The following is a 12,828-nucleotide window of genomic DNA, read 5'->3' as shown; positions in this document are numbered from 1 at the left end:
ACACGACGGCGTCCTGGCGAGACGGGGGCGTTTCGCGCGCACGGCGGCGGGACACACGAACGCCCCCGTCTGCTGGAGCAGGACGGGGGCGTTCGACGGTGCACGACTAGCGCGCGGCGAGCTCCCGGACGATGCCATCGCCGGGCGCGGCGTCGACGAGGTCCGCCTGGATCTCGGCGTTCTCGAGGATGCCCTCGATCTTCCGGCGACGGCTCCGCGGGACGATCGTGACGACGGTGCCCTCCTTGCCGGCACGACCGGTGCGGCCGGAGCGGTGCATGTACGCCTTGTAGTCGTCCGGCGCGTCCGCCTGCACGACCAGCGAGATGTCGTCCACGTGGATGCCGCGCGCGGCGACGTCCGTCGCGACGAGCACGTTCACCCGACCACTGGTGAGCAGCTGGAGGTTCCGCGTCCGTCGCGACTGGTTCAGGTCGCCGTGGAGCGAGGTCGCGCGGATCCCAGCGTCCTCGAACTGCTCCGTGAGGCGCTCGGCGTACGCGCGGGTCCGGGCGAAGACGATCGTCTTGCCGTCGCCCGAGACGAGCTCCTCGAGGAGCTGGTCCTTCTGACGCTGCTCGACGACGAGGACCCGGTGGTCGATCGTGGAGGACGCCTGGTCCTCCCCCGCGACCTCGTGCACCGACGGCTCGTGCAGGAACTGCGACACGAGAGCCGCGACCTGCGCGTCCAGCGTGGCGCTGAAGAGGAGCTTCTGCGCGCGGTTGCCCTCGGGGGTGACCTGCGCCGTCGCCTCGAGGATGCGCTGCACGGGCTCGAGGAAACCGAGGTCGCACATGTGGTCGGCCTCGTCCAGCACGGAGATGACGACCTCGCTCAGGTCGAGGTGGCCCTTGTTGAGGAGGTCCTCGACGCGGCCCGGCGTGCCGACGATGATGTCGACTCCGCGCTCGAGGGCGCCCGTCTGACGGCCGTACGGGACGCCGCCGTAGATCTGCGTGGTGAACAGACCGACCGAACGCGCGATCGGCTGCACGGTGCGGTCGATCTGCAGCGCGAGCTCGCGGGTCGGGGCGAGGATGAGCGCGCGCGGGGCGCGGCCCATCTTGCGCTTCGTGCCGCCGCCGTTCTCCATGAGCTTCTCGACGAGCGGCGCACCGAACGCGATGGTCTTGCCCGAGCCGGTCCGACCGCGCCCGAGCACGTCCTTGCCTGCGAGGACGTCCGGGATGGTCGCCGCCTGGATCGGGAACGGGCTGGTCGCACCGAGCTCAGCGAGGACGCGGGAGATGTTGCCGCCGATGCCGAGGTCGCCGAAGGTCACGCCCTCGACGTCAGCTGCGACGATCGCGTCGGCCTGCAGCTTCTCGAGCTTCACGTCGTCCGCGGGGACGAACGGCTTGCGCTCGGCGTCCTCGCGCTCGAAGGAGCGGCGCGGGCGGTCGTCCTGGTCGCGGCGGGGGGCGCGCTCGTCGCGGCCGAACGTACGCGGTGCCCGATCGTCACGGTTGAACGTGCGCGGGGCACGCTCGTCACGGTCGAAGCGACGCGAAGCGCGCTCGTCCTGGTCACGACGCGGGGCGCGGTCGTCACGGTTGAACGTGCGCGGAGCACGCTCGTCACGGTCGAAACGACGCGGGGCGCGGTCGTCCTGGTCACGACGCGGAGCACGGTCATCGCGGCCGAACGTGCGCGGGGCACGGTCATCACGATCGAAGCGACGCGGAGCGCGCTCGTCCTGGTCACGACGCGGGGCGCGCTCGTCACGGTTGAACGTGCGAGGTGCCCGGTCGTCACGGTCGAACCGACGCGGGGCGCGGTCGTCCTGGTCACGACGCGGAGCACGGTCATCGCGGCCGAACGTGCGCGGGGCGCGCTCGTCACGATCGAAACGACGCGGAGCGCGGTCGTCCTGGTCACGACGCGGAGCACGGTCATCGCGGCCGAACGTGCGCGGAGCACGCTCGTCACGGCCGAACGTGCGCGGGGCACGCTCGTCACGGTCGAAGCGACGTCCGCCTCGGTCGTCACGCTCCGGACGACGCTGGCCGGCGTCGCGGGGCTCCCAGTTCGGACGCGCCGGACGCTCACCCTGCGAGGAACGGTTGCGACGCTCGTCGGCGTCCCAGCGCTGCTTCTGCCGCGGCTGCGACGTCTCCGGCGCCTTGAAGCCACGGTGCTTGCTGCTGCGGGCGGCGGGGGTGCCGTTCGCATGGCGAGCTCGGTCGTCGGGGCGCGAAGATGCGCCGCCCTTGTTGTACGGGGCCATTGCTACTTCCTGAGGGTGCAGACGTCCGCAGCGCCCGGCAGCGACATCGGCGGGGGCTGCATGCGGAGAGGGGGTTCTTCCCGTCGCGGATCGACGTGAATCCAGCCCTCGAGCAAACACACACCCAAACGAAATCCCGTGATCACAATGTCACGGCGCCGAAGGCCGACCGATGGAGTCTACGCGATCGGGCGCACCGGGGCCAGCCCCGCTGCTGAGGATGGCGCGTGATCAGGTGATCCGGCCCTCCCGTCCGAACCGCCGGGTCAGGACTCGGCGAGCCGGCGGCGCTGCTCGGCCACGTCGAAGTCGGCCGGCGGCCAGGAGAGGTCCATGTCCTCGAGGACGCCCAGCAGGAGCTGCTGCACCGCCAGGCGCGCGTACCACTTGCGGTTGGCGGGGATGACGTACCAGGGCGCCCGCTCGGTGGACGTGCGGTCGAACACGGTCTGGTACGCCTGCTGGTAGTCGTCCCACAGCAGCCGCTCGTCGATGTCGGCGGGGTTGAACTTCCAGTGCTTGTCCGGGCGGTCGAGCCGGTCTCCCAGCCGTTCCCGCTGCTCGTCCTTCGAGATGTGGAGCATGACCTTGACGATCGTCGTGCCCTCGGCGACCAAGCGGTCCTCGAAGTCGACGATCGCCCCGTACCGGCGTTCGATCTCCTCGGGTGGTGCCATGGCCCGCACGCGCTGGATGAGGACGTCCTCGTAGTGCGACCGGTCGAAGACCCCGAGTTTGCCCGCCGACGGCAGCTGGCGCTCGACCCGCCACAGGAAGTCGTGCGCACGCTCCTCGTCCGTGGGCGCTCCGAAGCCCGCGTAGTGAACGCCGTTCGGGTCCACCGCGCTGACGACGTGCGAGACGATCCCGCCCTTGCCGGCGGTGTCCATGGCCTGCAGGACGAGCAGGATCCGCCGGTGGTCGCCAGCGGTGGAGGCGGCGTGCAGCCGTTCCTGCATCGCCGAGAGACGGGGCGCACCGGCCGCGAGCGCCTCGAGGCCGTCGATCTTCCGACCGGGGAAGCCGGGGGTGGCGTCGGGGTCGACCTGGTCGAGTCGGAACCCCTCCTCGACTCGGAGCAACGGCTCGGGGTCGGCGTTCCAGGCCTTGCGACGGCTCACGGGTCCTCCTGCGGTCTCACTCCCCATCCTGGCACCGCACCCGCACGGCCGTCACCGCGCGACCGCGGCCGTGCGGGTGCCCGCGCTTGCGCACGTGCCCGAGCCCGTGCACGTGCCCGGGCCGGCGACCGCCCCGGCGAAGTCCGTGCCCCACGTGGGTGGCACCCGGAATCGGGACTGCCGGCAGCGGCCGCCGCACCCCAGACTTCCGGGGTGACCGACACCACGACCCGTCCCGCACGCCCGGCCCCAGCCGAGTGGCCGAACCGCACGACTGTGCGCACCGTCGCCGAACTGCTGCTCGGGCTGTCGTTCACCGCCGCGGTCGCCTTCGGCGGCTACTCGGCGTCGACCGGCCAGCTGGCGGTCCTGGCGCAGGCTGCCGCGATCGTGTTCGTCGTCACCGCCACGTGCGTCCTGGTGTCGTGGTTCCACGGCGTCGAGACCGCCGCACCCGCCGAGCGCTGACCCCTACCCGGGCAGGTCCACCCCGGCCCGAGCCGCACCCGCGACATGGGCTCCGTGCCCGGCCGGGTCGCCACCGCCGTTGCCCGCCCGCCGGTCCGCGCGGCGCTCGACCGCCCGCTCCACGACGAAGTACAACGCCGGCAGCACCACGAGGGTGAGCAGCGTCGACGACACGAGTCCGCCGATCACGACGACCGCCAGCGGCTGCGAGATGAACCCGGACTTCCCGGTGAGCCCGATCGCCATCGGCAGCAGGGCGAACACCGTCGCGAGCGCGGTCATCAGGATCGGCCGGAGGCGTCGCGTGGCGCCTTCCACGAGGGCCTCACGCACGCGGAGCCCGCGGCGTCGGTACTGGTTCACCAGGTCGATGAGGACGATCGCGTTCGTCACGACGATGCCGACCAGCATGAGCACGCCGATCAACGACGCCACCCCGATCGGGATGCCCGACGCGATCTGCAGCAGGATCGCGCCGGTCGCCGCGAACGGCACGGACACCAGGAGCAGCAGCGGTTGGTACAGGCTCCGGAACGTCGCCACCATCACCACGTAGACGATCAGGATCGCGACGAGCGCGGCGAGGAGCAGCTGGCTGAACGCGGACGACTGGCTGGACGCGACGCCACCGATGGACGCCGAGGCACCCCGTGGCAGCTCGAGCGCATCGACCGCGCTCGTCACCGACTGCACGGCGGCCCCGAGGTTCGCCGAGTCCGGCGTCACCGTGATGGTGGCCGTCCGGACGGCGTTGGTGGTCGTCACCGTCGTGGGCCCCTCAGCGCGGGCGATCGTCGCGACGTCGGAGAGCGGTACCGAGCCGGTGGCGGTCGGCACCGAGAGCGCGCGGAGTGCGGCGATCGTCGTCGGTGGGGTCGGGTCGGCGATGTAGACGTCGAGCGAGGCGTCGTTGATCACGACGGTCCCGGTGTCCTGCGGCGAGACGGCTGCGGCGACGAGGCCACCGACCTGCGTCTCGGTGAGCCCGAGTCCTGCTGCCTTCGCACGGTCGACCCGGACCGCCAGGTACGGTTCCGCGGCGGTCAGGTTGCTCGAGGCAGCGGTCGTGTCGGCGACGTGCCGCATCTCCCGCAACACCTGGTCGGCCGCGGTCTGCAACCCGGCCTGCGTCGGCGCCGTCACGTCCACCTCGATGTCACTGCTGCCGCCGAACCCGCTGCCGGACGACGACAGCGTCAGCGTCCCTGCGCCGTCGAGTCGGTCCAGCCGCTTGCGGACGTCTGACTGGATGCGGGTCTGGTCCTGTGCTGCGTCGGTCGTGACGGCGTACTGGATCGACGCGGACTTGCCCCCGCCGAACGCGGCCTGGAAGGACTGCCCGCTCGTGCCGATCGTGGTCTGCACGGTGGTGACCCCGGAGACCGCGCGCAGCTGCTGTTCGACCTTGCGCGCCGCGGCGGACTGCACGTCGAGGCTGCTGCCGGGCGCGAGGTCCTGGGTGACGGTGAAGGTGTTCTGACCCGAGTCGCCGAGGTAGTTCGTCTGGACGAACGGCAGGGCCGCTCCGGTGCCACCGAGCACCACCACGGCGAGGACCAGGACCGTCCACGGTTTGCGCAGCACCCACAGGAGCACGGGCTGGTACCCCCGACGGAGTCGATCCGGTGCGGCGGCGTCGTGCAGGTCGGCGGCGGACGTCAGCGAGTCGACTCGCGCGGGACCCGCGGCGGCGTCCGATCCGACGGGAGGCACGGCGGACGACCCGCCGTCGGCCTGCGACCGCGCGCTGGTCGGCTCCGGCGATCCGGCGTGCCGGTGGACCTTGGGCGCGCGGAGGAACCAGTACGCGAGCACCGGCACGATCGTCAACGCCACCAGGAGTGATGCGATGAGCGCCATCGTCACGGTCAGCGCGAACGGCCGGAAGAGCTCGCCGACGAGTTCGGCCACGAACGCGACGGGCAGGAACACCACCACGGTCGTCAGCGTCGACGCGGTGACCGCTCCGGCGACCTCACGCACGCCGTCGAGCACGGCCTGACGTCGGTCCACCCCGGGCTGCAGGTGCCGCTTGATGTTCTCGATGACGACGATCGAGTCGTCCACCACGCGGCCGATCGCGATCGTCAGGGCGGCCAGCGTGATGATGTTCAGCGTGTACCCGGCCGCGCGCATGCCGATCGCGGCGAGCAGCACGGATGTCGGGATGGAGATCGCGGTGACGATCGTCGACCGGACGGACAGCAGGAACAACAAGATCACGACCACGGCGAACCCGAGGCCGAGCAGTCCTTCCTCGGCCAGGGAGTTGATCGACTGCTGGATGTACGGCGCCTGGTCGAACACGACGGTGACGCGGGGATCGCCCGCGATCTTCCGCTCGATCCCGGGCAGGGCATCCCGCACGGTCGTGGAGACGTCGACGGTGTTCGCCTGCTGCGTCTTCGTGATCGCGATCGTCAGCGCCTGTTGGCCGTCCACCCGGCTGATCGACGTCCGGGGGGACTCCTTGATCGCGACCTTGGCGACGTCCCCGATCGTCGCCGTGGCCTTCCCGCCGGTCAGGGGCAGGGCTTCGATGTCGGCGAGCGAGGCGATGCGGGCGCCGGTCTGCACCGACAGCGTGGTGCCGTCCTGGGTGATCGTCCCGCCCGGGATCAGTTTCCCGTTGTCCTTCAGGGCGTCGGAGATCGCCGTCTCGGCGAGCCCCCTGGAGGCGAGGGCGGCCCGGTCGGGCGTGACGACGACGCGCCGGCCCGGGTTGCCGAACACGTCGGCCTGACGCACACCGTCGAGCTTCTCGAGGTCGGGGATCGCCGTGGCGTTCAGGCGGTCGACGAGCTGTTCCTGGTCACCCTTCGCCGACACGGCGAGCTGGATCACCGGGAGGTCGTCGAACGAGCCCGTCACGATCTGCGTCTGCACCGAGTCCGGCAGCGACAACGCGTTGACGACGGTCTGGATCTTGTCTTCCGCACTGGCGAGGTTCGACCCGTACTGGAACTCGGCCGAGACGACGCTCTGCCCGGTCGAGGAGGTCGCGGTCGTCGACTTCAGGTCGGGGACGGCCTGGATCCCCTGCTCGATCTTGGTCGAGACGTCGTTGGACACGACCTCGGGCGTGGCGCCGGGGTACGCGCTGACGATCGCGACCTGCGGGAACTCGACGCTCGGGATGAGTTCCTGCTTCAGGCTGGTCAGCGCGATGCCACCGAACACCGCCACGACGACGGTGATGAGCGCGATGAGCGCCCGGTTGCGCAGGCTGAAGACCGAGAGGAGGTGCACGCTTCGATCCTCGCAGGCCGCGGACGGCCGTCATCAGCACAGGCCCAGGCTGTGGAGAACTCGGTCAGCCGCCGAGGGCGAGGTAGACCGCGAGCACCCCGACCGTCCCGAGCACCCCCGTGCCGAGCGCGACCACGCGTCCCACTGCGGACCGCGCGAGGAGCACCCCGGCAGCGAGGACGACGACGCCGACGCCGATCTCGACGATCCACGTGCCGGCGCCGGTCGTGGCCGCCACCTGCAGGAGCGACCGCACGCCCTCGCCGACCAGGATCGCCGCGGTCGCCCCGGTGGCAGCGCCCCGCCACCGGCCGTCGCGCGACCGCACCCCCACGGCGACCGCACCGGCGAGCACCCCCGCGGGGAGCGCCATCACGACCCAGGAGCTCGTGGGCGACAGCACGTCCGGGTACCCGCGCAGGTTCGTCGTCGCCCAGTAGCCGATGTGCATGAGCTCGAGGAGCACCACTCCGGACACCATCGCGAGCGGGAGCGCGAGGCGGCCCCTCCCCGGCCGGATGGCCAGGCAGAGCGCGACGGCGGCCACGAACCAGGGGCCCGCGGAGTTCGAGAGGGTCGACAGGCCGTGCACGGCCTGGCCGAACGACGTGAGCACTCCGACGAGCAGCGCACCGGTCATGGCCATCGAGACCCGGGCCACGGCGGGCACGGGGTACGTCGGGGCCGGCGCCGGACGGGCGGGTCCGGCGGGGCGGTCGGTCAGGGTCGCGTTCACCGTCCCAGGATCGCCGGACGGTCGCCGCCGCACATCACCCCTCGGACCGAGAAGCGCTCACCCGGGTCCCCCCACAGGATGACCCGAGCCGCGACAGCGCGCGAGCACCAGCACCCAGCACACCCCTCACACCACCGCGGCCAACGACCCCCGCATGCCCGAGCTCTCCCCACCCACGCGCGCCCACGCCCGCTCGAGCACGTCGACCATCCGCGCCCGATCCGCCGGCGGCATCGTGAACGGCACCCGGAGGAACCGCTCGAACCCTCCGTCGACCCCGAACACACCGCCGGACGCGAGCACGACGCCCTCGGCACGGGCCGCCAGCACCAGCGCGCTCGACACCGGCCGCCCCAGCCCGACCCACGTCGTCAACCCGCCCGCCGGCGACGGCACGTCCCATTCCGGGAGTCGCGCCCGCAACGCACCCACGACGTCGTCGCGACCCTGTCGCAGGGAGGCACGCCGCGCCTCCAGGACGGCCGCCGTCCGTGGCACGAGCTCCCGCGCCACCAGCTGGTCGAGGACGGGGGTGCCCAGGTCGCCCGTCGGCCGAGCCAGCAGCAACCGCTGCAGGAGCTCGGGCGACGCCCGGATCCACCCGATCCGCAGACCGCCCCAGAAGATCTTGGCGGCCGACCCGATCATGACGACGGACGCACCCGGCCCGCCGGGACCACCCGACGACCGGGACGCACCTGACGGCCCAGGACCACCTGACGGACCCCACACCGCCAACGGCGGCATCGGCTCCCCGTCGATCCGCAACTCCCCCATGGTCTCGTCGGCGATCACCGTCGTCCCCACCGAGGCCGCCACCGACAGCAGCAGCTCCCGCGTCGCCCCGGGCATCGTCGCCCCCGTCGGGTTGTGCAGCTCCGGCATGACGTAGGCGACCGCCGGCGCGGTGCGGCGGAGCGTCGTCTCGAGCGCCGCGGCGTCCCACCCGGTCCGGGCGTCGACGGGCACGCCCACCAGTCTGCCGCCGGCCTCGCGGAACGCCTCGTGCGCGTGCGGGTACGTCGGCGACTCGACGAGCACCGCGTCCCCGCGCCGGACCAGGACGCGCGCGAGCAGCGCGATCGCGTGCTGTGCCCCGATGGTGACGATGATCTGCGAGGGATCGGTCGGGAGCCCCCGTTCGGCGTACCGGGCAGCGATGGCCGCACGCAGCACGGGGTCCCCGACGGTGTCGTAGCCGATGCCGGCGAGCGCGGCGGGGACGTGCCGCATCGCCCGCTCCACTGCCTCGGCGACGCCGGGCGCCGAGTGCATCGCGGCCTTCCGCAGGTCGAGGACGTCACCCTCGACGACCCCGCCGAGCCGCTCCGGGTCGGGTCGGCCGACCAGGTCGCGGGGCAGCCGCACGACGCTCCCGGACCCGCGGACCGACACCAGGAAGCCGTCCTCGCGCAGCCGCGCGTAGGCGTTCGCGACGGTGGTCCGCGAGACGCCGAGGGCCGTGGCGAGGCCGCGCTCGGCCGGCAGCCGGACGCCGAGCGGGACCCGGCCGTCGATGACCAGGACGCGGAGGGCGTCGGACAGGGCCTCGTACGCCGGCACGTCCGGTCCGGCTCGCCAGTCGGTGAGCAGCAGGGCGGCGGAACGAGCACTGAGCAGGACCGGCGTCATGGGTCCACCGTAGCGCGATTGGCTCTCGACCAGCAGTCCAATCCCGCGACATGATCGACGCATGTCCCGCGGTCCCGCCCTCACCCTCCGGTTCGTCCAGCTCGTCGTCGGGCTGTTCCTCTACGGCGCCAGCACCGCCCTGCAGGTCCGCGCAGTCGTCGGCGTGAGCTCGTGGACGGTCCTGACGGAGGGCCTGGAGCGCGTGGTCCCGTGGTCCTTCGGCCTGATCACCGTGGTGTCGAGCGGGGTGATCCTGCTGCTGTGGATCCCACTCCGGCAGCGACCCGGGATCGGGACGCTGCTGAACGCGCTGGCGATCGGCCCGAGCGCCGACCTGGTGCTGTGGCTCGTACCGTCCCCCGACGGCCTGTGGGCCCGGATCGGCCTGTTCGTCGCAGGTCTGCTGCTCCTCGCGGTCGCGACCGCCTTCTACATCGGCGCCGGGTTCGGCACGGGCGCCCGTGACGGACTGATGGTCGGCCTCCACGACCGACTCGGTTGGCCCGTCTGGCTGGCGCGGACGGTCGTCGAGGTGAGCGTCGTCATCGTGGGCTGGATCCTCGGCGGCGACGTCGGCGTCGGGACGGTGATCGCGGCGTTCGCGATCGGCCCGGTGGTGCAGCCGCTCATGCCCGTCTTCCGCCGGTTCCCCTGGAGCCCGGAGCGGGCCGGGAGCGCCCGGCGCGGCCTGGAGGCACGGCCCACCTCCGCCTCGGAGGTCGCCTGAACCGCGGCCGGGCTGGAGGCGCGGTGTGCGTCCGTCGGGAAGTCCAGGGGAAGCACGCCGAACCCTTGCGCGCCGTCGACTCGCGATATAACGTGTCCGCAACAGACGCGATACATCGCGAGTTGGGAGACGCAACATGGCGCAGGAGAAATGGCTCGTCGAGGAGCCGAAGGTCATCGACACCGGGATCGTCCGCATGCTCCGCGTGGGACTCGCCGGTGGTCAGGTCGACGTCGTCGCCCACGACGAACCGACTGCACGGGTCGAGGTGCACAGCGTGTCGGGCAAGCCGCTCAAGATCGAGCTGGACGGCGACACCCTGACGATCGACCACCCACAGATCCGCTGGGACGACCCGATCGGCTTCCTGAAGTCGTTCCGCGGCCGCGCGCACGCCGACGTGAGCGTCCTGGTCCCCCGCGATGCCGGCATCACCGTCGGCGTGGTCTCGGCCGGCGCGCTGCTGTCCGGTACCGACCGCGGTGCCACGCTGAACACCGTCTCGGGCGACCTGGTCGTCGACGACGTGACCGGCGACCTGACCGTCAACGCGGTCTCGGGCACCACCACCATCCGCGAGCTGCAGGGCGCCCTCACGGTGCACACCGTCTCCGGCGACGTCGTCGCGACCGGCACCGTCCCACGGTTCTCGGCCGACGGGGTCTCGGCGGACGTCGTGCTCGACCTGCACGGCACCCCGGACTCGGCCCGCGTGAACACGGTGTCCGGTTCGGTGAGCGTCCGGCTCGAGGACGGCGTGCCCTACCGCTGCACCGTGAGCACGGCCTCGGGCAAGCTGCAGTTCGACGACAGCGAGATCCGCGGCGTCCGCGGATCGTACGTCAAGCAGGGCGGGGAGCTCTCGGGCGCCTGGCTCGACCTGCGGGTGAACTCGGTGTCCGGTGACATCGCGGTCCTGCACGCCCCGCCGGCCGCCCCCGAGTCCTGGGCGGACACCCCGACTGCCGACGCCCCGGCTGGCGACGCCCCGACCACGCCGATCCACGACAGCGAGGTGCCCGAATGAGTCCCGTCTTCGCCCACGGCCACCTGCGGCTGTACCTGCTCGTCCTGCTCGCCGACCACCCCATGCACGGGTACGAGGTCATCCAGGCACTCGGCGACCGCTTCGGCGGCACGTACGTCCCGAGCGCCGGCACGGTCTACCCGCGCCTGGCGAAGCTCGAGGACGAGGGCCTCGTCACGAAGACCGCCGACGGCCGCAAGACCGTCTACGCGATCACCGATGCCGGCCGCACCGAGCTCGCCGCCCGCGCGGACGAGGTCGCATCCATCGAGGAGGGCGTGACCGACTCGGTCAAGTCCCTCGCCGATGGTGTGCGGGCCTCGGTCGGCGAGGCCATGCGGTCCCTCCGCGCCGACCTCGCGGCCAGCGCGCAGCAGTCGCAGTCCGAGCCGCCGGTGTCGGTGCCCTCCGAGAGCGCTCGGGCGCTCCGCGACGTCGAGATGGCGCTCGCGTCGTTCCGTCAGCAGGTGCGCGCCGACCTACGGCGTCGCGCGACGCGCGGCACGCTCACCGGCGAAACGGTGACGCGCCTGCGCGACGGCCTGGAGGCCCTGCGCCGGTCGCTCTGACGGCGCGCGCCGGCGGGGCGGTCCGGACCAGGGCCTCCCGGTCGGCGCGTCCCGCGGTGCGCGGTCCGCGGTCCGTCCCGTGGTACGCCTCCCGGACGGAACCAGGTTCCGGACAGGGCACCGCGCAACGCCGCGGTGCTGTGCCCGGAACCTGGTTCCGGGCACAGCACCGCAACCGGTCACAACCCGTCGTCCGCCAGCGCGACCATGGCGTCGCGCAGGGCACGAGCCGCTCCGACACCGGCCCACTCGTAGGCGTGGCTGAACCGCTCGTCGTGCACGTACATCTCGGCGAGCGTCCGGAACCGCTCCGCGGTGAGCTCGGCGGCGGGCGTCGCCTCGGCGAGCCACGCGAACTGCCGCCGTGCGAGCGCCCGCCCCCGGTCCGAATCGGCGCCGGCACCCGAGGCGGCGAGCGCGGCAGCGTCCACGGCGATCGCGCGCTGCTCGGCTTGGAACGCCTCCTTGGCGGCGGGGTCCTTCGCGCCCCACCAGTCGGCGCCCTGCTGCCAGGCCTCCGCGCCCCAGCGCTCCTCGACCTCCTGCTTGTACCGCGTCTGGTCGAACCCGTCGAACGTGTCCGTGGCGTTCATGTCCTCTCCTCTCTCGATCCTGCTGATGGTCGTGCGCACGGCGGCGAGTTGACGGGCCACGCGGTCCCGTTCTCGTTCGAGCAACGCCACGTGCGCGGTGAGGGCCGTGACGTCGTCCTGCTCGCCGTCGAGCACGCGTCGGATCTCCGACAGACCCAGCCCCAGGCCGCGCAGGAGCAGGATCCGCTGCAACCGCACGAGTGCGCGGTCGTCATAACGGCGGAGCCCGCCGTCGCCCACCGCGGTCGCGGGCAGCAACCCGATGGCGTCGTAGTGCCGGAGCGTCCTGCTGGACACACCGGCGGATCGCGCGACCTCGGCGATGCCGTGGGGCGCTTTCGCAGCCGTGCCGCTGCCGTCTGTCGGTTCCCTCATGCTGACGACGGTAGACGTTGACGCGGCGTCAACCACAAGGGTCCACACCGGGGTGCAGAACCGGAGGTTCGACGAACTCGGAATACCGTGGCCGCTCCCCG

10 protein-coding genes are annotated in these 12,828 nt (G+C 72.2%); 4 read left to right on the top strand and 6 right to left on the bottom strand.

Annotated features, from left to right (window positions below):
* Positions 1 to 106: 106 nt before the first annotated feature.
* Together J7E22_RS09555 and J7E22_RS09550 are read right to left on the bottom strand one after the other, a co-directional pair.
* Positions 107 to 2,230: a DEAD/DEAH box helicase gene (locus tag J7E22_RS09555; RefSeq protein ID WP_214981421.1), complete on the bottom strand. Its 2,124-nt coding sequence runs from the start codon at positions 2,228 to 2,230 to the stop codon at positions 107 to 109.
* Positions 2,231 to 2,496: 266 nt separating this feature from the next.
* A complete protein-coding gene (locus J7E22_RS09550; protein ID WP_214981413.1) occupies positions 2,497 to 3,378 on the bottom strand; it encodes a PPK2 family polyphosphate kinase in 882 nt (293 codons plus the stop codon).
* Positions 3,379 to 3,564: 186 nt separating this feature from the next.
* On the opposite strand from J7E22_RS09550, the gene J7E22_RS09545 reads away from it, so the two are divergent.
* On the top strand, positions 3,565 to 3,819 hold the full coding sequence (locus tag J7E22_RS09545) for a hypothetical protein (protein ID WP_214981411.1): 255 nt from the start codon (positions 3,565 to 3,567) through the stop codon (positions 3,817 to 3,819).
* A gap of 3 nt (positions 3,820 to 3,822) precedes the next feature.
* Here the strand turns inward: J7E22_RS09545 and J7E22_RS09540 are convergent, their stop codons facing one another.
* From J7E22_RS09540 to J7E22_RS09530, 3 genes are all read right to left on the bottom strand, one after another.
* Positions 3,823 to 7,068, bottom strand: coding sequence for an efflux RND transporter permease subunit (locus J7E22_RS09540; RefSeq protein ID WP_214981409.1), 3,246 nt, complete (start codon positions 7,066 to 7,068; stop codon positions 3,823 to 3,825).
* 64 nt (positions 7,069 to 7,132) lie between these two features.
* Entirely contained in the window at positions 7,133 to 7,804 is a 672-nt protein-coding gene (locus J7E22_RS09535) for a DUF6518 family protein (protein WP_214981408.1), read from the bottom strand.
* 126 nt (positions 7,805 to 7,930) lie between these two features.
* Positions 7,931 to 9,436, bottom strand: a complete 1,506-nt coding sequence (locus J7E22_RS09530) for a PLP-dependent aminotransferase family protein (protein WP_214981407.1) — start codon at positions 9,434 to 9,436, stop codon at positions 7,931 to 7,933.
* 61 nt (positions 9,437 to 9,497) lie between these two features.
* Here J7E22_RS09530 and J7E22_RS09525 point away from each other — a divergent pair, with 61 nt between their 5' ends.
* The 3 genes from J7E22_RS09525 to J7E22_RS09515 all read left to right on the top strand — a co-directional run bounded on the left by J7E22_RS09525 (position 9,498) and on the right by J7E22_RS09515 (position 11,759).
* Entirely contained in the window at positions 9,498 to 10,163 is a 666-nt protein-coding gene (locus tag J7E22_RS09525; protein WP_214981406.1) for a YitT family protein, read from the top strand.
* Positions 10,164 to 10,299: 136 nt separating this feature from the next.
* On the top strand, positions 10,300 to 11,190 hold the full coding sequence (locus J7E22_RS09520) for a DUF4097 family beta strand repeat-containing protein (protein WP_214981405.1): 891 nt from the start codon (positions 10,300 to 10,302) through the stop codon (positions 11,188 to 11,190).
* Complete coding sequence (locus J7E22_RS09515) at positions 11,187 to 11,759, top strand: PadR family transcriptional regulator (protein ID WP_214981404.1); 573 nt, start codon at positions 11,187 to 11,189, stop codon at positions 11,757 to 11,759. The genes J7E22_RS09520 and J7E22_RS09515 overlap by 4 nt, the downstream gene beginning before the upstream one ends.
* 179 nt (positions 11,760 to 11,938) lie before the next feature.
* Here the strand turns inward: J7E22_RS09515 and J7E22_RS09510 are convergent, their stop codons facing one another.
* Positions 11,939 to 12,727 carry a MerR family transcriptional regulator gene (locus J7E22_RS09510; RefSeq protein ID WP_214981403.1) on the bottom strand — a complete coding sequence of 263 codons (789 nt, stop codon included), beginning with the start codon at positions 12,725 to 12,727 and terminating at the stop codon, positions 11,939 to 11,941.
* Positions 12,728 to 12,828 lie beyond the last annotated feature (101 nt).

The sequence above is a fragment of the Curtobacterium sp. ISL-83 genome (genome assembly GCF_018613895.1).
Taxonomy (GTDB): Bacteria; Actinomycetota; Actinomycetes; order Actinomycetales; family Microbacteriaceae; genus Curtobacterium.
The sequence above is the reverse complement of the archived record's forward strand: the minus strand, read 5'-3'. Positions and strand labels throughout refer to the sequence as shown.